Here is a 20,079-nt window from a genome sequence, read left to right as displayed (position 1 = left end):
GAATTGATTGGTGGAGATAAGCGGGATCGAACCGCTGACCTCTTGCATGCCATGCAAGCGCTCTCCCAGCTGAGCTATACCCCCACATAATTCAATCTGTTATCCGGTGCCACAAAATCTGCTGGTGAAGATTTGGTGGAGATAAGCGGGATCGAACCGCTGACCTCTTGCATGCCATGCAAGCGCTCTCCCAGCTGAGCTATACCCCCAAGCCGGATAACCTCGTCAGACAACCGGAGTCGTCTCAACGGCGGGGATAATATGAAACGGGGATGAAGGTGTCAACGGCAAATTGCCAAACTCTGTCTAATCGCTGAAAAAGCCGCCAAACCGCACCAATTACAGCTTGTTGAGTCACCGTTTATCCAGAGAGAACTGCCTTGAACTGGCCTGTTGAAACGACAAAATAGGGTAAAGAGTGCAATTTCATCCGGTTATTCCTGCCGACACAGTTTGACCGCGCCAATCTTGTAAACAACGCGTTAATTAGCGGTCTAATTGATCTTGTTTTTGTTAATTTCTCGTGCAAAACTGCCCGCGCTTTCGAAGGCCGGAGCCCTCTCAGCGCTGGATGCGCGCGTTTCCCGACGCGACGGAACCGGCCATTTCATCCTTAACTACACCAGAATCAGAGCTCCTATGTCCTTGCATTCACCTAAAGAAATCGCAGCGGTTGCTATTCAATCCGGCGTGGCGAAAAGCCATTCATCTGTTTCGACTTTATTGATCCTTGGCTTCCTGGCCGGTGCGTTTATTGCCCTTGGCTTCCTGCTGGATATCCACGTTATTAACTCCTTACCTGCAGACTGGGGCTCATTTGGCGGCCTGCTGGGCGCTGCGGTGTTCCCGGTGGGAATTATCATGACGGTTCTGGCCGGCGGTGAACTGCTGACCGGCAACATGATGACCATGCCCATTGCCTGGTTCGCGCGTCAGATCAGTGCTTACAGCGTGTTGCGTAACTGGTTTTGGGTCACCATCGCTAATTTTATTGGCAGCATCGCCATCGCCTGGTTCTTTGGTCATATGCTGGGCATGACCGAAGGCGACTACCTGAAGAAGACCGTTGCTATTGCCACCGCGAAAGTAAACGCTGACTTCACTCACGCCTTTATCTCTGGCGTCGGCTGTAACTGGCTGGTCTGCCTGGCGACCTGGCTGGCGTTTGCCAGTAAAGATGTGGTCGGCAAAATCTTTGGTATGTGGTTCCCGGTGATGGCCTTTGTGGCGATCGGCTTCCAGCACGTGGTGGCCAACATGTTCATCATTCCTGCGGCCATTTTTGCCGGTCAGTTAAGCTGGGCGGAATATCTGCCTAACTTTGCCGCCGTGTTCCTCGGTAATACCTTTGGCGGCGCGGTGTTCGTCGGTCTGGCCTATTATATGGCTTACCGTCCGCAGGCAGAGTCAGCTAAAGCGCAGGGCTAATCCCCCTTTCCCTCTGCCTGCGGGCAGGGGGAAATTTCTTCTTTTCAATTGCGAACCGCCTCCCTTTTCAGCGCTTGCTGTTAGTTGTCCACGCAACAAAATCCTGTAATATGTTCGCGTTATCTCACGTCGCAAACAGGAATTGCATTATGAAAAAGGAATGGTTAACACCAGAAGAGCTGGCCCAGGAAACAGGTTTCAGCCGTCAGACGATCAACAAATGGGTCAAGAAAGAGCAGTGGACAACCATGCCGAAAACCGGCGTCCAGGGCGGTAAAGCACGGATGATCCAAATTGATGACCGCGTCAAAACGTATCTAAAATCCACGCGCCATGCGTCGGAACCCTCTGCAACTTACCGCGTTGCCCCCAACTCTCTGCAATCTTTACTGATGACCTCATTGCAGCAAATGAATGCCGCCGAACAGGAAAGGCTTTACGCGTTGCTGTTACGTGAAGGCGTACAAGGTTTACTGAGCCGCCTCGACATCAGCGACGCTCAGGCATAAAAAAACCGGCCAGTTGGCCGGTTTTTTTTATTTGCAGACGTCAGCTGAGATTACTGCTGAGCTTCGCGCTCTGCGATAAAGCTTAATGCCTGATTGATGCGCGCCACTGAGCGCGTTTTGCCGATGGCGTGAACGGTGACATCCAGCGCAGGAGACTGACCGGCACCCGTTACCGCCACACGCAGCGGCATGCCGACTTTGCCCATACCGACTTCCAGCTCATCAGCCGTGGCCTGAATGGCCTGGTGAACGTTTTCTGCCGTCCAGTCAGTTAAAGCAGCCAGTTTGTCACGCACAACTTCCAGAGGCTGGCGAGCGACCGGACGCAGGTGTTTTTTCGCTGCATCCGCATCAAACTCCGCGAAGTCCTCATAGAAGTAGCGGCATGACGCAGCCATCTCTTTCAGCGTTTTGCAGCGCTCACCCAGCAGTTTGACCAGCTGAGCCAGTTCTGGGCCGGTACGCGTATCAATTTTTTCCTGCTCGATGTGCCATTGCAGATGCGTCGCCACGTACTCAGGCGCCAGGGTATTGATGTAATGATGGTTCAGCCACTGCAGCTTTTCGGTGTTGAAGGCGCTGGCAGATTTGCTGACCGCGTCCAGCTCGAACAGCTCTTTCATCTCAGCAATAGAGAAGATTTCCTGATCGCCATGGGACCAGCCCAGACGCACCAGGTAGTTCAGCAGCGCTTCTGGCAGATAGCCATCATCGCGATACTGCATCACGCCCACGGCACCGTGACGTTTGGACAGTTTTTTCCCGTCGTCGCCGAGGATCATCGACACGTGCGCATAAACAGGCACCTGCGCACCGATCGCTTTCAGGATGTTGATCTGACGCGGAGTGTTGTTGATATGGTCTTCACCGCGGATCACGTGGGTAATTTCCATATCCCAGTCATCAATCACGACGCAGAAGTTATAGGTCGGCGCGCCGTCAGTACGACGGATGATCAGATCGTCCAGCTCCTGGTTGCTGAATTCGATCGGGCCACGGATCTGGTCATCAAAGATTACCGATCCTTCCTGCGGGTTACGGAAACGCACCACGCACGGCTCATCATCGGCATGATGTTCGTGGCTGTCGCGGCAGTGGCCGTCATAACGCGGCTTTTCATGATTCTCCATCTGCTTTTCGCGCAGCGCGTCGAGGCGCTCTCTGGAGCAGTAGCATTTATAGGCTGTGCCGGCGTCGACCATCTGATCAATCACCGCGTTATAGCGGTCAAAACGTTTGGTCTGGTAATACGGGCCCTCGTCCCAGTCGAGGTTCAGCCAGTTCATGCCATCCATAATCGCGTCGATAGCCTGCTGGGTGGAGCGCTCCAGATCGGTATCTTCTATACGCAGCACAAACTCACCGTCCTGGTGACGGGCAAACAACCAGGAGTAAAGCGCGGTACGCGCGCCGCCAACGTGCAGATAGCCGGTTGGGCTGGGTGCGAAGCGGGTTTTGATTTTCATTAACAGCTGCCTTATTACGCTATCAGAGTCGCGCATTGCTGGAGGAGGTCTGTAAAGACCAACACAAAGTGGGCAACATTCTACCATCTGCAAACGAATCCTCAACGGCATTCCCCCGGTTGTTAGAGGCCTTTGACGGAAAAGCCAGCGGCACCCCCCCATTTTTGGATAAAACCCCAACATCTTGATTAAATTTAAGACGAACGAACATTTTCGTTTTAAAAACCGTTGACTCATTTGCCGCGATCCCTATAATGCGACTCCACACAGCGGGGGTGATTAGCTCAGTTGGTAGAGCATCTCCTTTACACGGAGGGGGTCGGCGGTTCGAGCCCGTCATCACCCACCACTCTAAACGGTGGCTCCGCAGTGTTAAGCAGTACCGAAGTTCTCAGAGATGGGTGATTAGCTCAGTTGGTAGAGCATCTCCTTTACACGGAGGGGGTCGGCGGTTCGAGCCCGTCATCACCCACCATCTCTCAGCAGTTTCGTGAAGTACCGAAGTGGGTGATTAGCTCAGTTGGTAGAGCATCTCCTTTACACGGAGGGGGTCGGCGGTTCGAGCCCGTCATCACCCACCACTTCGGGTCGTTAGCTCAGTTGGTAGAGCAGTTGACTTTTAATCAATTGGTCGCAGGTTCGAATCCTGCACGACCCACCAATGTACGAAGGCGCCCTAAAGGCGCCTTTTTGCTATCTGCGATTCGTGAAGGATTTGAACCTGCAGCAGGTCGAGTCGAACGCAGTGAGACAGCGTTGCGACAGCAACGACCCGAAGGGCGAGGCGTAGCCGAGTCATCCTGCACGACCCACCAATGTACGAAGGCGCCCTAAAGGCGCCTTTTTGCTATCTGCGATTCGTGAAGGATTTGAACCTGCAGCAGGTCGAGTCGAACGGAGATAGACAGCCACTCTTTTTCCTTTTCGATTTTTTAGCACTTCTTTTACGATTTTTCTTATCAAGTATCCCGCCACTCCTACCGATAACCGTATTGGTCTATTACACAGGAGAAAGCGATGACTACAATCAGTTCCAACTCCCTATCCTCTATTGGCTCTGGAAGTTCAGGCGGCGGGTCGGCCTCTCAGGTTGCCACCCTCAACAAGCAGATCACCCAACTGCAGGCGCAGTTAAAGGATTTGGGCAACGACACGACGCTGACGGATGAACAAAAGTCTGAACAACAGCAGTTGATCGAAGGCCAGATTCAGATGATTGAAGCGCAGATTGCTCAGGTTGAGCAGCAGCAGGCTGAGAAGGCGCAGGAAAAGCAAAGCAGCGCGAAAGATGACACTGCCAACACCATTTCCAAAGCGGCAGACGGCGTAAACCGCCCTACCGCCACCAACACGCTGAACGTCTATATCTAAAACGCCGGAGTTTTCTTGCGTTGTTGCGTCAGCAGGAGTGCCTGCTGGCGTACTTCCTGCCAGATGGCCTCGGCTGCGGGCGTAAGCGAGCGATTTTTACGGCGCACCAGCACAATGGTGCGGTTAATCTCCGGCACCATACGCCTCACCAGCAACGGCCTGCCTTCAGGCAACGGCAATGCCAGCGCCGGAAGAATACTGATGCCAATTCCCGCTTCCACCATCGGATAGAGCGTGGCGGGATGACCGATCTCCTGCACGATCTCCGCCTGCACCTGCTGGACGCGTAATGCCTCATCGATAAGAACCCGACTGCCGGAGGCATAATCCTGCAGCACCAGCTGCCGCTGGTTAAGCATCTGCCAGTGAATGGTTTGCTGAGCCGCCAACGGATCGTCCTTACGGCACAACAGCAAAAAAGGTTCATCGAGAATCGCTTCCGTTTCGAAATCCTCTTCCGGCAGCGGCCCGACAACAATACCGAAGTCCACTTCCGCATTGCGAATGCTTTGCAGCACCCATTGCTGAGGACGATCGCGCAGCATCACTTTGATATCAGGAAAATGCTCCGTGCTGGCGGCAAGGCACTGCGGCATTAAATGCGCGGCGATGGTCTGGCTGGCAGCTACCCGCACCGTGCCGCTTCTCTGCTGCCCGTAGCTGCGTACATCCAGCAAGGTGGTATTCAGCTCTTCCAGTAGCCGCTCAAGCCGGCTGGAGAGCTGTTCTCCGGCTTCGGTCAGCAACACTTCCCGCGTGGTGCGGTCCAGCAAACGGATGCCCATCTCCCCTTCCAGCTCTTTAATGCTGTGGCTGACCGCGGACTGGCTCAGTCCGATCAGCTGCCCGGCCTGGCTGAAACTGCCTTGCTGGGCAACGGCGACAAACACGCGAAGTTGACGCAGGGTATAATTCATCTGTTTTATTCATATATGTATTCAATAAATCAATTTTATTTCTAAAACCGCCCGGCGCACAATAGCCCCCATCATTTTTTTAACCAGGCATTAACAATGGGCATCTTCCGTATCGATCCACTGATGTTGAAACTGATTATTACCGTGCTGCTGGCAACCTTCCTGCCCGCGCGTGGGCATTTTGTGGAATTCTTTGAATACCTGACCACGGCGGCGATTGCGCTGTTGTTCTTTATGCATGGCGCCAAGCTGTCTAAAGAAAAAATCATTGCCGGTGGCAGCCATTGGCGACTGCATCTGTGGGTGATGTGCAGCACCTTCGTGCTGTTCCCGATCCTTGGCCTGCTGTTCGTCTGGTGGCACCCGCTGCCGGTAAGCGCGGAAATCTATACCGGCTTCCTGTACCTGTGCATTCTGCCGGCCACCGTCCAGTCAGCCATTGCCCTGACCTCACTGGCGGGCGGCAACGTCGCCGCGGCGGTGTGTAGCGCCTCGGCGTCCAGCCTGCTGGGCGTATTTATCTCGCCGATGCTGGTGGGCCTGGTGATGAACGTGCACAGCGATGCGGCCGGCGGCAGTTTTGAGCAGATCGGTAAGATTATGCTGCAGCTATTAGTGCCGTTCGTGGTGGGTCACCTTTCACGCCGCTGGATTGCGGGCTGGGTGGAGAGAAACCGTGGGCTGATTGGTAAAACCGACCAGGCGTCGATTCTGCTGGTGGTCTATTCCGCGTTCAGTGAAGCGGTGGTAAACGGCATCTGGCATCGCGTGGGCGCATCTACGCTGCTGTATATCGTTGCAGGTAGCCTGGGGATCCTGTTTGTGGCGCTGGTGATCAACCTGCTGGTCGCACGACTGTTCCGCTTTAATCGCGCAGATGAAATCACCATCCTGTTCTGCGGCTCGAAAAAGAGCCTGGCGAACGGTGTACCAATGGCCAACATTCTGTTCCCGTCGGCCTCGGTGGGCATCATCGTGCTGCCGCTGATGATTTTCCATCAGGTGCAGCTGATGGTCTGCTCGATGCTGGCGCAACGCTATAAAAAAGCTGGCGAGAAGCTGGCGGCTAAGCAGCAGATGGAAGCAAAACCCGCCGTGGTTGAATCGCAGAAGTAATGCAGACCGGGCTGGTGATCACCCGCGCTTCAGCGGTTTCACCAGCCCATCAAGCCCTTCGATTTTTATCGCGAGGGTGAGCTGCAACAGCTCACCCAGATGACCCGCCGGAAATTCACCCTTCCGTTCAAACCACAACAGATACTCTTCCGGTAAATCAATCAGCGCCCTGCCCTTATATTTACCAAAAGGCATGATGCTGTTGGCGATTTCAAGCAAATGCTCTTTTTCCATCTCACTCTCCCAGTAAACGGATCATCTCAGCTTCATCAATCACGTCGATACCCAATTCCTGAGCCTTGGCCAGCTTGGAGCCTGCCGCTTCGCCGGCAATCACCAGATCCGTTTTCTTCGATACGCTGCCGCTGACCTTGGCGCCTAACGCCGTCAGGCGATCTTTCGCTTCATCGCGCGACAGAATCGTCAGTGAACCGGTCAGAACCACGGTTTTTCCGGCAAACGGACTGTCGATCTCTGCCGCATTGACCACTTCAACGGCCGGCCAGTTGATACCCGCTTCTTCCACCAGCTGACGGATCACCTCGCGGTTGCTCTCTTCATCCATAAAGTTACGCAGATGGCTGGCCACCACGGTGCCGACATCCTGTACCGCGATCAGCGCGTCCAGATCGGCGGCCATGATCTTCTCCAGCGAGCCAAAGTGCGCGGCAAGGTTAGCGGCTGTCGCTTCACCCACTTCGCTGATGCCAAGGGAGTAAAGGAAACGCGCCAGCGTGGTGGTCTTCGCCTTCTCCAGCGAGTTCACCACGTTTTGCGCTGACTTTGGCCCCATCCGATCCAGCCCGGTGAGTTTGCCTGCGGTAAGCCTGAACAGATCGGCTGGCGTATGGACGTACTCTTTCTCCACCAGCTGATCGATAATCTTGTCGCCCATGCCATCAACATCCAGCGCGCGGCGGGAAACGAAATGCTTCAGTGCGCCTTTGCGCTGAGCACCGCAGATCAGGCCGCCGGTACAGCGTGCAACGACTTCACCCTCGACGCGCTCGACATCGGAGCCACAGACCGGGCAATGGGTTGGGAATACCACTTCGCGCGCATCGTCCGGGCGCTCTGACTCAATCACCCCGACCACCTGCGGGATAACGTCACCGGCGCGACGGATAATCACCCGGTCGCCGATACGCAGTCCAAGACGCTCGATTTCATCGGCGTTATGCAGCGTGGCATTGCTGACAATCACGCCAGCCACCTGCACCGGCTCCAGTCGGGCTACCGGGGTGATAGCGCCCGTCCGGCCCACCTGAAACTCGACATCACGCACGGTGGTCATCTGCTCCTGCGCCGGGAACTTAAACGCCACCGCCCAACGCGGGGCCCTGGCGACAAACCCTAACTGCTCCTGCAGATCCTGTGAATCCACCTTGATAACCACACCATCAATATCAAAGCCTAAGGTCGGGCGATCCTGCTCAACCTGACGATAGAAGGCCAAAACTTCCTCGGCAGTATGGCAAAGCTTGATGCGGTCGCTGACCGGCAAGCCCCAGGCCTTAAACTGCTGCAAACGCGCCATATGGCTGCGCGGCATCTCGCCGCCTTCCAGCAGGCCAAAGCCGTAACAGAAAAAGGTCAGCGGGCGTTTGGCGGTGATGCGGGGATCAAGCTGGCGCAGCGAGCCTGCGGCGGCATTGCGCGGGTTGGCAAAAACTTTGTTACCTGTGCGGCGCGCTTCATTATTTAACGCTTCAAATCCTGCCAGCGGCATAAAGACTTCGCCACGCACTTCCACCCGCGACGGGATATTCTCGCCGTGCAGACGTAGGGGAATGGCGCGGATAGTGCGCACGTTGGCGGTAATGTTCTCACCGGTTGTGCCGTCGCCACGCGTCGCAGCCCGCACCAGCAGGCCATCTTCATACAGCAGACTGACCGCCAGTCCATCCAGCTTCAGCTCGCAGCAGAAGGTGATGTCATCGGTATTCTTTAACCGATCCTGCACCCGCTTATAGAAAGCCAGATAGCTCTCTTCATCAAAGGCGTTATCCAGCGACAGCATCGGCACTTCGTGACGTACCTGCTCAAAAGCGCCGAGCGGTGCCGCGCCAACGCGTTGAGTGGGCGAATCGGCGGTGACCAGTTCAGGATGTGCCTGTTCCAGCTCGCGCAGTTCGCGCATCAGCCGATCGTATTCCGCATCGGGAACCTCAGGATCGTCCATCACGTGATACTGATATTCGTGATGGCGGAGAGTGGTTTGCAGCGCAGTGATTTTGTCTTGTACGGATTCCATAGCGGCACCATAGCGATAAAAAACCCCCGACTGGCGGGGGTTTTGGAAAAACGGGAAGTCAGGCTGTTGCCTTACTGCTCAGTGAGTCAGGCGTTGGCCTCGATCACATCACGAATACGGTTTTTATAGGTTTCCAGCTTCTGCGGCGTCATCATGCGGCGCTCATCATCCAGCACCACACCGCCCACATCGTCGGCGATACGCTGGGCAGATTGCAGCATCAGCTTGAAGTTCTGATTCGCATCACCATAAGAAGGCACCATCATAAAGATGGAAATGCCCGGCGTGGTGAAATCACCCATATCGTCGGGGTTAAACGAACCCGGTTTCACCATGTTCGCCAGGCTGAACAGCACAGGGCCGCTTCCGGCCGGGCTCAGGTGACGGTGGAAGATGTTCATCTCACCGAACTGGAAGCCCGCCTGCAGCACGCCCTGTAACAGCGCTTCGCCGTTCAGCGTGCCGCCAGCATGGGCGCCAACATGCAGCACCAGCACGGTTTCCTTCGCGCGTTCCTGCTTCGCTGCCGCTGCAGGCGCTTCTGGCTCTGCGGCGACCGGTTCCGCTTTAGCCTCGGCAACCGGCGCACGGGTAGCGACGTCAGGCTTAGCGGCAGGCTGCGGCTGATGAACAAGCGGCTGCTGACGAACAGGCTCCGGCTCATCGTCGTAATCAGGTTCAGGCGCATGCGGCAGCTCGCCACCGAACAGCGGATCGAGTTCCGGCTGCTCGTCAATCTGCGGCTGGTGACGTACCGGTTCAGGCTGGGCACGAACGGGACGCGGTGGCGCTTGATCAGTGCCAAAAGCGGCTGGAGGAACGACATCATCGTCTTCATCATCAGCTCGCGACCGTTTCACCCGCACTTCACCCACGCCATCATCGACGTCGTCAAATGTCTCTTCTCTTTCCTGTTTTAAACGCTTGTGAGGGCGATCGCGAAAAACGGATGAGCGCTCTTTACGGCTGGTCCAGAGGCCGTGCAGTAAAAGCGCTATTATGGCGATCGCGCCAACAACGATTAATATCAGACGCAAATCCTGCATCATTGTATTCTCTGTTGTTCCAATACCTTGCCACCGCGGCAAACTTTATCCTCTAACTGTATTTGCCCTGGTTAACAAGTGCAAGTCCGTGCAGTATTTTCTGACAAATAAGCGTGCATCAACACGGTTTTTTGCTGTTTTTTCGTTCAAAAGCGCACTGGTCAGCGCAAATAGCTGAGTTATGCTAGCGTTGCAACACCGTCTGTAAGGAGAAAATCAGACCATGGCCCCGACAAATACCCCACCTTCTGTTAATGGCATTCACTATTTTTCGCAGGGCTGGAAGTTGATCCGCTTGCCGGGCATCCGCCGCTTTGTGATTGTGCCATTGGCGATCAACGTCCTGCTAATGGGCGGTGCTTTTATCTGGCTGTTCTGGCAACTTGGCCAGTGGCTCCCGGCCCTGATGGCTAAAGTTCCCGACTGGCTGCAATGGCTAAGCTATTTGCTCTGGCCGCTGACCGTTATTTCAATCGTATTGGTGTTCAGTTATTTCTTCTCCACCATTGCCAACTGGATAGCCGCGCCGTTCTGTGGCCTGTTGGCCGAGCAGCTTGAAGCCAGATTAACGGGCAAGCCGCTGCCAGACAGTGGCTGGGCCGGTCTGGTGAAAGACCTTCCGCGCATCATGAAACGCGAATGGCAAAAGCTGGCCTACTACCTGCCCCGCGCGATTGTGCTGTTGATCCTTTACTTTGTGCCGGGCTTTGGCCAGACCGTTGCGCCGGTGCTGTGGTTCCTGTTTAGCGCCTGGATGCTGTCGATTCAGTACTGTGACTATCCGTTCGATAACCATAAAGTCAGCTTCCAGCAGATGCGTATGGCATTGCGGCAAAACAAAACCGACAACATGCAGTTTGGCGCGCTGGTCAGCCTGTTCACCATGGTCCCTATTCTGAATTTAGCGATCATGCCGGTGGCGGTTTGTGGCGCCACGGCGATGTGGGTTGACCGCTATCGCACGACGCTCGGGCGGGTGGCGTAGGGCCTTATGCCATTTCCATTGCCCTTATTTCTGCATAACATATATATATACGATTTCTTCACTTCCTTGAGAAACTGAAGCGGGTATGCTTTCTGCGTTCCCAATTTTTCATACAGTTAAGGACGGGCTATGAGTAAGATTTATGAAGACAACTCTTTAACAATCGGTCATACACCGTTGGTTCGTCTGAACCGCATCGGTAACGGTCGCATTCTGGTAAAAGTGGAATCCCGTAACCCGAGCTTCAGCATAAAATGCCGTATCGGTGCCAATATGATTTGGGACGCAGAGAAACGTGGCATTCTGAAGCCAGGTGTTGAACTGGTTGAACCAACCAGCGGTAACACCGGTATCGCACTGGCCTATGTTGCCGCTGCGCGCGGTTACAAGCTGACGCTGACCATGCCGGAAACGATGAGCGTTGAGCGCCGCAAGCTGCTTAAAGCGCTGGGTGCCAACCTGATCCTGACCGAAGGCGCAAAAGGCATGAAAGGTGCCATCGCCAAAGCGGAAGAAGTGGTTGCCAGCAATCCGGACAAATTCGTGCTGTTGCAGCAGTTCAGCAACCCAGCCAACCCAGAAATCCACGAAAAAACCACCGGTCCTGAAATCTGGGAAGACACCGATGGCAACGTGGATGTGTTTATCGCCGGTGTCGGTACCGGCGGAACGCTGACCGGCGTTAGCCGTTATCTGAAAAATACCAAAGGCAAAAAGGATTTGATCACCGTTGCAGTAGAGCCAACGGATTCTCCGGTTATCGCTCAGGCGTTAGCAGGCGAAGAGATCAAGCCTGGTCCGCACAAAATCCAGGGTATCGGTGCCGGGTTTATCCCAGGCAACCTCGACCTGAACCTGATTGACCGCGTGGTGGCGATCACCAACGAAGAATCCATTTCTACTGCCCGTCGTCTGATGGAAGAAGAAGGGATTCTGGCCGGCATCTCTTCCGGTGCGGCGGTTGCTGCAGCACTGAAGCTGCAGGAAGAAGAAGCCTTCGCTAATAAGACCATCGTGGTGATTTTGCCGTCCTCCGGCGAACGCTATTTGAGTACTGCGCTGTTTGCCGATCTCTTCACCGAGAAAGAATTGCAGCAGTAACGCTGCAGCAGGCGGATTTGTCTAAAAAAGCACCCAAACGGGTGCTTTTTTGTGGAGCACATCAAAGTTTTGCCATCCTGCAGATTGCTTTTACCCGTCAGTGTCTGGTATCTAAGCTGCCATTATTTCGATCCACAAAATTAATCGCCGCGTGAGATGGATCAAGCTGAATCGATTTACTGGTTTGGCGCTACGGCACAATTCGCGGCATAATGGGAACAGGTTAGTGATGGCGCGTAACAGGTTTTACTCCGCCTCCACCCTACCCTTAAACAGCGCATTTTTTGGCGCGTCTTTGTACGCAGGCCAGCGCGACACATCCAGGCTAAAGTCCGGTCACCAGGCTAGACTTTAGGTCGATAACATCAAACAAAATAAGTTGGGGAAAAAGCATGTTCCAGCAAGAAGTTACCATCACCGCACCTAACGGCCTTCATACCCGCCCTGCTGCACAGTTCGTGAAAGAAGCGAAAGCTTTTGCATCAGACATCACCGTGACCTCTAACGGCAAATCAGCCAGCGCGAAAAGCCTGTTCAAGCTGCAGACTCTGGGCCTGACTCAGGGAACTGTGGTGATGCTGTCTGCTGAAGGTGAAGACGAGCAGAAAGCGGTTGAGCATCTGGTCAAGCTGATGGCAGAGCTCGAATAAGCGCCTCTTCTCACGCTGAGCCAGTAAAATTAGTGCAAACATATTGATCGCGGACAGCATGTCCGCGTTGTTGCTTTCGTAAAGTACGTTTCTGTGCAAACCGGGAGCAGCCAGCGTGTTACGCTGTCGCCTACATAGAGGCTGGCTCGCTGAGGTGATTGACCCACAGATTCTGGGTTGTTCGCCCCGGGTGATTACTAGTAATTAAAAAGGTAGGGTTATGATTTCAGGTATTTTAGCATCACCGGGTATCGCTTTTGGCAAAGCGCTTCTGCTGAAAGAAGATGAGATAGTCATCAACCGGAAAAAAATTGCTGCCGACCAGGTTGAGCAAGAAGTTCAGCGTTTTCTCGACGGTCGCACCAAGGCTGCAAGCCAGCTGGAAGCGATCCGCATCAAAGCCGGCGAATCGCTGGGTGAAGAGAAAGCGGCCATCTTCGAAGGGCATATTATGCTGCTGGAAGATGAAGAGCTGGAACAGGAAATCATAGCCCTGATTAAAGACGATCTGTCTTCTGCCGACGCGGCTGCTCACTCTGTGATTGAAGGCCAGGCGAAAGCGTTAGAAGAGCTGGATGATGAATACCTGAAAGAGCGTGCGGCTGACGTGCGCGACATCGGTAAGCGTCTGTTGCAGAACATTCTGGGTCTGCACATCGTCGATCTCAGCGCCATTGCTGATGAAGTGCTGCTGGTTGCCAAGGATCTGACGCCGTCAGAGACCGCACAGCTGAACCTCGACAAGGTGCTCGGCTTTATTACCGATCTGGGTGGCCGTACCTCACACACCTCGATTATGGCGCGTTCCCTTGAGATCCCTGCCATCGTCGGTACCGGCAATGTCACCTCTCAGGTTAAGAATGACGACTATCTGATTCTGGACGGCGTAAACAACCAGATTTACGTCAATCCAACCGCAGAAAAAATTGAAGAGCTGAAGGCGATTCACGCGCAGTACGTGGGCGAGAAAAACGACCTGGCGAAACTGAAAGATCTGCCGGCGATTACGCTTGATGGCCATCAGGTTGAAGTCTGTGCCAACATCGGTACCGTGCGCGACGTCGCCGGCGCTGAGCGTAACGGCGCAGAAGGTGTCGGCCTGTACCGTACCGAATTCCTGTTTATGGACCGTGACTCCCTGCCTACCGAAGAAGAGCAGTTCCAGGCTTATAAAGCCGTGGCTGAAGCGATGGGCTCGCAGGCAGTGATCGTGCGCACCATGGACATCGGCGGCGACAAAGATCTGCCTTACATGAACCTGCCAAAAGAAGACAACCCATTCCTCGGCTGGCGCGCCATCCGTATCGCGATGGACCGTCCGGAAATCCTGCATGCTCAGCTGCGCGCTATCCTGCGTGCTTCCGCTTTCGGCAAGCTGCGCATCATGTTCCCGATGATCATTTCGGTCGAAGAAGTTCGCACCCTGAAAGGCGAGCTGGAAACGCTGAAAGCGCAGCTGCGCGAAGAAGGCAAAGCCTTTGATGAGACCATTGAAGTGGGCATTATGGTGGAAACACCGGCTTCAGCGGCAATTGCGCATCATCTGGCTAAAGAAGTTGATTTCTTCAGTATTGGTACCAACGACCTGACGCAGTACACGCTGGCGGTTGACCGTGGTAACGATCTGATCTCGCATCTGTACAACCCGATGACCCCTTCCGTACTGACACTTATCAAGCAAGTTATTGATGCGTCTCATGCTGAAGGCAAATGGACAGGGATGTGTGGTGAGCTGGCTGGCGATGAACGTGCTACACTGTTGTTATTGGGAATGGGGCTGGACGAATTCAGCATGAGTGCCATTTCTATCCCACGCATCAAGAAAATTATTCGTAATACGAATTTTGAAGATGCGAAGGCATTAGCAGAGCAGGCTATGGCTCAACCGACAGCGGATGAGTTGATGAACCTGGTTAACAAGTTCATTGAAGAAAAAACACTCTGCTAAGATGTGTAGACGCTGGCCCAATATTACTGCTTAGGAGAAGATCATGGGTTTGTTTTCAAAACTTTTTGGCGATAAGTCAGATACCGCATCTGGAGCCATTGAGATCGTAGCGCCGCTGTCTGGTGAAATCGTCAATATCGAAGACGTACCGGACGTAGTGTTTGCGGAGAAAATTGTTGGCGACGGTATCGCTATCAAACCTACTGGCAATAAAATGGTTGCGCCGGTTGATGGCACCATCGGTAAAATTTTCGAAACCAATCATGCATTTTCCATCGAGTCAGACAACGGCATCGAGCTGTTCGTCCACTTCGGAATTGATACGGTTGAACTGAAGGGTGAAGGCTTCAAGCGCATCGCTGAAGAAGGCCAGAAAGTGAAAAAAGGCGACGTCGTTATTGAGTTCGACCTGGCACTTTTGGAAGAAAAAGCGAAATCAACGCTGACGCCGGTCGTCATCTCCAACATGGATGAGATCAAAGAGCTGGTTAAACTGACAGGTTCTGTGGTCGTGGGTGAAACACCTGTGATCCGTATCCGTAAGTAATCGGTTTTGCGTCTGAAACAGAGCCCCCTGAGCAGTCAGGGGGCTTTTTTTATGGCTGTTTGCCGCGTCGGATGGGGAACGAAGAGCGAAATATCTCGCTGACCTCAGGATGCTGCCAGCTTCGCTCCGGATAGGTTTGTTGCAACTCCGTCAGCTGAATGCCCGCCTGGTGATGCAGCCGATCGAGATCAAAACCCGGCTTAACCAGCTGTCGGTCCCACAACACCTTCTCTCCTGCCACAATCACGCCCTGCACATCGCGGCCGTTGCCGTTAATCACCAACGCGGTGATCGGATCAAAAACCTGCCCCATCGCCGGTTCATCCAGATCGAACAGCACAATATCCGCCTGCGCGCCCGCAGCCAGTCGCCCTAAATCCTCTCTGCCAAGGGCTTTGGCACCGCCCAGCGTTGCCATGCGGTAATATTCGGCCGCGCTGGCTGCAGCGCTGTCCGACGCCACCACGCGGCTCAGAATGGTGCCGAGATGCATATTGCTGATCATATCGGGCGGGAAGGTATCGGTGCCAAGCGCAAGGTTTACGCCCTTCTCACGCAGCTCGTCGAAGGATTCGAGATATTTACCGTGCCGCCCTGACACCAGCGGGCAGGAAATCAGCGTGGCCTGCGACGCCGCCAGCCGCGCGATGTCTGCGGAGATCTTCACGCTGTCAGGCTGAGGACCACCTAAAAACTGCCCATGCGGTAACAGCATGTGGCGATTGAGCAGCGAGAAATCCTCCAGCACTTCCAGCGAGCTCTTGCCCGCAAAGCGGGAAGCCACCTCATTGACCTCCAGCTGGCTTTGGCAACAGTGCAGGCGTGTCGGACAGCGCAGCGCGTTAACAGCCTGTGAGAGACCGTTAAACAGCGCGGGCGTGCCACCTTCAATTCGATCCGGTGCCAGCATACCTTTAACCGTTGCGCAGTTCCGCGCCGACAGCCGGTCGACAAACGCCACCGCCTGCTCAAGTCCGTGCAGACCTTTGGCTTCATCCAGCCGCAGAGTAATGCTACCGTCGGCTTCCACTACGTGGTAGCCAGCCATAAAGGCCGGACCAAGATAAGCGCGGATGCCCAGCGATTCCGCCACGTCAGCGGCGTAGCAGTATTCATCAAAGGTTTCTGCCCACTCGCGATAGAGGATTGAGGTGATGGGAAGTGCGGTGGTAATGCCGTTGCGTAACAGCTGGCTGTAAGCATAGCGTTTACTGAAGTCGAGCTGGTCCCGGCTGTACAGGTCGCGCCGGACCCAGTCGGCGGCGACAACCCGGCCCTTACGCCAGCCGGGCTGGTTATCAAATCCCAGCACGGTGGTATCGACATCGCCCAGCGCGTCCAGGTCGATAAAACCGGGCCCCACCAGCGCATTTCCGGCCTCAATCTCATCATCAACCTGGCCCGGATAACCATGGCCGACAAAAAGTATCTGCGCGCCCTGCCAGACCACTTCGCCATCCTGAAAAAGCTGATGATCGCCGTTTTCATAGCCAACCACCCAGCGCGCCCGGATGCGGCTGACTTTCTGCGGGATATCGGTCAAAACAGGCACTCCCCGTTGCGGGCAATCACCACGCCCTGTTTGATCACGGTGCGTCCCGACGGCGGGCAGGCGATCGCTTCCGCCATTGCGCGGGCCGGCACCAGCACCATATCCGCCCGACAGCCAACGTTCAGACCGTAATTTTCCAGCCGCATCACCTCCGCGCCGCCTTCGGTAACGGTTCGCGCAGCCTTGAGGATTTCACTGTCCTTGCGCCAGCGGTAGCGTAAGCCCATCAGCATCGCGCGCTGCAACATATCGCCGTTGCCATAGGGGTTCCAGGTATCGCGCACGCCGTCATTCCCGGCGCAGACCCGCACGCCTGCGGCACGCAGCAGATCGAAAGGCGGAACGGCGACGTTAGGGGGTGCGGTGGTGGCGATGGCGATGTCCAGCTCCGCAAGCTGGTCGGCAAAGCGTTTCTGCGCGTCGGCATCGACCATGCCGAGGCAGAAGGCGTGACTGATGGTCACTTTGCCAGCTAAACCGTATTCCCGCGTGCGGTTGATGATCAGCTCGGTGCTGAACGCCCCCAGTTCACCCAGCTCATGCAGGTGAATGTCCACGCCTTTGCCATATTTCGTCGCCAGGCGGAAAATGATATCGAGGTGTTTAACCGGATCCTTTTCATACGAGCAGGGATCCAGTCCGCCAATCAGATCGGCCCCCATCTGCAGCGCTTTTTCCAGCAGTGCTTCCGTTCCCGGACTGCGCAAAATCCCGCTCTGCGGGAAGGCGACGGTTTCAATATCCACCTGCCCGCGCAGCGTTTCTTTGGTAGCCAGCACGCCAGCAAGGTTATTCAGCCCGCATTCGTTATCGATGTCGATATGGCTACGGATAAACGCGGTGCCGTGGCTGATGCACTCACGGACTATCCGCTCCGATTGCAGCTGAATATCCGGCTGCTGATTGCGGCGATAGTCCCGTTCGTTGGCGATAATCGCCGTCAGATCCCGCGGCACATCGTTGTGATACCAGTCGCGTCCCCAGACGCTTTTATCAATGTGCGCGTGCCCATCCACCAGACCTGGGAAGAGCTGGAAGCCGCGGCCATCAATCACCGTACAGTCAGCGGTCGGTGCGGGCAACGTCGCGGCTCTGGCCACGATTTTACCCTGCTCCAGCAGCCAGTCTTCGGGTTGATGATGGTCAAATGCCGTCGCCTGCTTAATCAATAAGGTCATAAGGTTGCTGCTCCTGTGATAAGGGATTGCTGAGGCTGTAACGCCAGCTCGGGGAAATGGCATTCCACCTGATGGCTGGCCGAGCGGGAGTGGATAACGGGCGCTTCACTGCGGCATATTGCCGTGGCGTGCGGACAACGCGGGTGGAAGGCACAGCCGGAAGGCGGATTTAAGGGGCTGGGAACCTCGCCGGTTAATGCGCTGCGTTCGCGGGTGTTGCCCTCAAGATTAGGGATGGCGGCCATCAGCAGGCGGGTATAAGGGTGCGTCGGATGACTGAAAATCTCCTCGACGGTGCCGGTCTCAACGATGCGCCCCAGATACATCACGCCCACGCGATCGGAGAAGTGCGAAATCACCGACATATTATGGCTGATAAAAAAGTAGGTCAGCCCCAGCTCGCGCTGAAGCTTGCGCATCAGGTTCAGCACCTGTGCCTGCACCGACACATCCAGCGCCGAGGTGGGCTCATCACAGATCAAAAATCGTGGCTGGGTTGCCAGCGCCCGGGCGATAGAAATTCGCTGCCGCTGCCCGCCTGAAAACTGGTGCGGATATTTCTCCATATCAGCCGCCGTCAGCCCCACCTGCTCCAGCAGAGCAATACATTGCTGCCGCGCCTGACGGTAGTGCCCTACCCGCTTTTGCAGGCATAGAGGCTCGGCAATAATCCGCTCGATTCGCCAGCGGGGATTCAGGCTGGCGTAGGGATCCTGAAAAATCATCTGAATGCCGCTGGCAGAAGGTGCCGCCAGGGGATCTAACGTTTGCCCGGCAAAAGCGATCTCGCCCGCTTCCGGCTGATAAAGCCCGGCCAGCGCGCGCGCCACCGTCGATTTACCGCAGCCGGATTCGCCAACCAGGCTGAAGGTTTCGCCCTGACGAATATCGAAGCTGATACCGCGCACTGCCTGCAGCCGCGGCGGCTTACCTTTGCTGAACAGGCTGCGCTGCCCGACCCGAAAACTGATATGCAGATCCTTGACCGACAGCACCACGCGTGGAGACGCAACGGGTTTCATAGCGAACTCCCAGGCAGGTTAAGACAGGCGACGCTTGATGAGCCGACAGTCAGCAAGGCGGGCTCCTGTTGACGACAGTGTGCCGTACAGTGCGTGCAGCGCGGATGGAAGGTACAGCCCGACGGCAGTTGCGTCAGACGCGGCATCGCGCCTTCAATCTGGGTGAGGAATTCCTGACGTTGATGCATCGACGGAATAGACGCCATCAACCCCTGGGTATAGGGATGACGGGGATGGTGAATGACGTCGGCAACCGGCCCAATCTCTACCAGTCTGCCGGCGTACATCACCGCTACCCGATCGCAAATTTCGGCGATCACGCCCATATCATGGGTAATCAGCATCACGGCGGTTTGGTGCTGTTTGCATAACCGCCGCAGCAGCGCCAGCACCTGCGCCTGCACCGACACATCCAGCGCCGTGGTCGGTTCATCGGCGATCACCAGCTGCGGATCGACGCACAGCGCCAGCGCGATAACGATGCGCTGACGTAACCCACCCGAAAGCTGATGCGGGTACTGGTCCATACGCATTTCCGGGCTGCTGATGCCGACTTCGGTCATCAAATCAATCGCCCGCTGGCGACAGGCCGACGCGGAGAGCTTGAGATGGGTGGCAATGGTTTCGGTCAGCTGGTCGCCGATGGTCAACACCGGGTTCAGGCTGGTCAGCGGATCCTGGAAGATGCAACCAATCGCTTTGCCACGCAGCTTGCGGCGGGGTTCCTCTTTCAGGTTATCAATGCGTTGGTGATTAAAGCGGATCTCGCCACCGCTGATGCGGCCTGGCAGGGTCAGCAATCCGCTGATCGCCGCGCCGGTAAGCGATTTCCCCGCACCGGATTCGCCAACGATGCCGAGGATTTCCCCCGGCTTCAGCGAGAAGCTGACCTCATGCAGCGCCTGCACATCGCCTTTACGGTGCAGGAACTCCACCGAAAGTTGCTTCACTTCCAGCAACGGTTCAATTTCAATCGCGTCAGGATTCAT

The 20,079-nt window shown here is 55.4% G+C and carries 18 protein-coding genes, 6 tRNA genes and 1 other RNA gene; 14 read left to right on the top strand and 11 right to left on the bottom strand.

Going from position 1 to position 20,079, the window contains the following annotated elements; genetic code table 11:
• Positions 1-8: 8 nt before the first annotated feature.
• Positions 9-84 (bottom strand) — tRNA-Ala (locus ACXKZG_RS06425).
• A gap of 49 nt (positions 85-133) precedes the next feature.
• Positions 134-209 (bottom strand) — tRNA-Ala (locus ACXKZG_RS06420).
• 430 nt (positions 210-639) lie between these two features.
• On the opposite strand from ACXKZG_RS06420, the gene ACXKZG_RS06415 reads away from it, so the two are divergent.
• Positions 640-1,428 carry a formate/nitrite transporter family protein gene (locus ACXKZG_RS06415; RefSeq protein ID WP_013203279.1) on the top strand — a complete coding sequence of 263 codons (789 nt, stop codon included), beginning with the start codon at positions 640-642 and terminating at the stop codon, positions 1,426-1,428.
• Positions 1,429-1,577: 149 nt separating this feature from the next.
• Positions 1,578-1,937, top strand: a complete 360-nt coding sequence (locus tag ACXKZG_RS06410) for a YfeC-like transcriptional regulator (RefSeq protein WP_488875865.1) — start codon at positions 1,578-1,580, stop codon at positions 1,935-1,937.
• A gap of 50 nt (positions 1,938-1,987) precedes the next feature.
• Here ACXKZG_RS06410 and gltX read toward each other — a convergent pair whose 3' ends face one another.
• Entirely contained in the window at positions 1,988-3,403 is a 1,416-nt protein-coding gene (gene gltX, locus ACXKZG_RS06405) for a glutamate--tRNA ligase (protein WP_013203281.1), read from the bottom strand.
• A gap of 273 nt (positions 3,404-3,676) precedes the next feature.
• On the opposite strand from gltX, the gene ACXKZG_RS06400 reads away from it, so the two are divergent.
• From ACXKZG_RS06400 to ACXKZG_RS06375, 6 genes are all read left to right on the top strand, one after another.
• Positions 3,677-3,752: transfer RNA gene (locus ACXKZG_RS06400), tRNA-Val, on the top strand.
• A gap of 50 nt (positions 3,753-3,802) precedes the next feature.
• Positions 3,803-3,878 (top strand) — tRNA-Val (locus ACXKZG_RS06395).
• Positions 3,879-3,908: 30 nt separating this feature from the next.
• Positions 3,909-3,984 (top strand) — tRNA-Val (locus ACXKZG_RS06390).
• A 4-nt stretch (positions 3,985-3,988) separates the two neighbouring features.
• A tRNA-Lys gene (locus tag ACXKZG_RS06385) sits at positions 3,989-4,064 on the top strand.
• Positions 4,065-4,095: 31 nt separating this feature from the next.
• Positions 4,096-4,218: non-coding RNA, RtT sRNA (locus ACXKZG_RS06380), on the top strand.
• Positions 4,219-4,420: 202 nt separating this feature from the next.
• Positions 4,421-4,774, top strand: coding sequence for a FlxA-like family protein (locus ACXKZG_RS06375; protein WP_013203282.1), 354 nt, complete (start codon positions 4,421-4,423; stop codon positions 4,772-4,774).
• Here ACXKZG_RS06375 and ACXKZG_RS06370 read toward each other — a convergent pair.
• A complete protein-coding gene (locus ACXKZG_RS06370; protein ID WP_053144426.1) occupies positions 4,771-5,691 on the bottom strand; it encodes a LysR family transcriptional regulator in 921 nt (306 codons plus the stop codon). The genes ACXKZG_RS06375 and ACXKZG_RS06370 overlap by 4 nt on opposite strands.
• A 96-nt stretch (positions 5,692-5,787) precedes the next feature.
• On the opposite strand from ACXKZG_RS06370, the gene ACXKZG_RS06365 reads away from it, so the two are divergent.
• Positions 5,788-6,807, top strand: coding sequence for a bile acid:sodium symporter family protein (locus ACXKZG_RS06365; protein WP_106381734.1), 1,020 nt, complete (start codon positions 5,788-5,790; stop codon positions 6,805-6,807).
• A gap of 18 nt (positions 6,808-6,825) precedes the next feature.
• Here the strand turns inward: ACXKZG_RS06365 and ACXKZG_RS06360 are convergent, their stop codons facing one another.
• From ACXKZG_RS06360 to zipA, 3 genes are all read right to left on the bottom strand, one after another.
• Positions 6,826-7,041, bottom strand: coding sequence for a DUF3820 family protein (locus ACXKZG_RS06360; protein ID WP_013203285.1), 216 nt, complete (start codon positions 7,039-7,041; stop codon positions 6,826-6,828).
• Position 7,042: 1 nt separating this feature from the next.
• Complete coding sequence (ligA, locus tag ACXKZG_RS06355; protein ID WP_013203286.1) at positions 7,043-9,061, bottom strand: NAD-dependent DNA ligase LigA; 2,019 nt, start codon at positions 9,059-9,061, stop codon at positions 7,043-7,045.
• An 86-nt stretch (positions 9,062-9,147) separates the two neighbouring features.
• Entirely contained in the window at positions 9,148-10,110 is a 963-nt protein-coding gene (gene zipA / locus ACXKZG_RS06350; RefSeq protein ID WP_488875864.1) for a cell division protein ZipA, read from the bottom strand.
• 220 nt (positions 10,111-10,330) lie between these two features.
• On the opposite strand from zipA, the gene cysZ reads away from it, so the two are divergent.
• The 5 genes from cysZ (at position 10,331) to crr (ending at position 15,338) form a co-directional block, all read left to right on the top strand.
• Positions 10,331-11,092 (top strand): sulfate transporter CysZ, encoded by a 762-nt coding sequence (gene cysZ, locus ACXKZG_RS06345; protein WP_013203288.1) that lies wholly within the window; start codon positions 10,331-10,333, stop codon positions 11,090-11,092.
• Between the two features lie 129 nt (positions 11,093-11,221).
• Complete coding sequence (gene cysK / locus ACXKZG_RS06340) at positions 11,222-12,193, top strand: cysteine synthase A (protein ID WP_013203289.1); 972 nt, start codon at positions 11,222-11,224, stop codon at positions 12,191-12,193.
• Positions 12,194-12,585: 392 nt separating this feature from the next.
• Positions 12,586-12,843, top strand: a complete 258-nt coding sequence (ptsH, locus tag ACXKZG_RS06335) for a phosphocarrier protein Hpr (RefSeq protein WP_013203290.1) — start codon at positions 12,586-12,588, stop codon at positions 12,841-12,843.
• Positions 12,844-13,063: 220 nt separating this feature from the next.
• Positions 13,064-14,791, top strand: coding sequence for a phosphoenolpyruvate-protein phosphotransferase PtsI (gene ptsI, locus ACXKZG_RS06330; protein ID WP_013203291.1), 1,728 nt, complete (start codon positions 13,064-13,066; stop codon positions 14,789-14,791).
• Between the two features lie 43 nt (positions 14,792-14,834).
• Positions 14,835-15,338 (top strand): PTS glucose transporter subunit IIA, encoded by a 504-nt coding sequence (gene crr / locus ACXKZG_RS06325; protein WP_053144436.1) that lies wholly within the window; start codon positions 14,835-14,837, stop codon positions 15,336-15,338.
• 49 nt (positions 15,339-15,387) lie between these two features.
• Here the strand turns inward: crr and ACXKZG_RS06320 are convergent, their stop codons facing one another.
• From ACXKZG_RS06320 to ACXKZG_RS06305, 4 genes are read right to left on the bottom strand one after another with little or no spacing between them, the layout of a single operon-like run.
• Positions 15,388-16,890, bottom strand: coding sequence for an amidohydrolase family protein (locus tag ACXKZG_RS06320; protein ID WP_488875863.1), 1,503 nt, complete (start codon positions 16,888-16,890; stop codon positions 15,388-15,390).
• Positions 16,878-18,068, bottom strand: a complete 1,191-nt coding sequence (locus tag ACXKZG_RS06315; RefSeq protein ID WP_488875862.1) for an amidohydrolase family protein — start codon at positions 18,066-18,068, stop codon at positions 16,878-16,880. Before ACXKZG_RS06315 ends, ACXKZG_RS06320 begins: the two co-directional genes overlap by 13 nt.
• A complete protein-coding gene (locus ACXKZG_RS06310; RefSeq protein WP_488875861.1) occupies positions 18,065-19,090 on the bottom strand; it encodes an ABC transporter ATP-binding protein in 1,026 nt (341 codons plus the stop codon). Before ACXKZG_RS06310 ends, ACXKZG_RS06315 begins: the two co-directional genes overlap by 4 nt.
• Positions 19,087-20,079 (bottom strand): ABC transporter ATP-binding protein, encoded by a 993-nt coding sequence (locus tag ACXKZG_RS06305; RefSeq protein ID WP_471721104.1) that lies wholly within the window; start codon positions 20,077-20,079, stop codon positions 19,087-19,089. The genes ACXKZG_RS06310 and ACXKZG_RS06305 overlap by 4 nt, the downstream gene beginning before the upstream one ends.

The organism is Erwinia sp. 2186, from assembly GCF_057812255.1.
The sequence above is the reverse complement of the archived record's forward strand: the minus strand, read 5'-3'. Positions and strand labels throughout refer to the sequence as shown.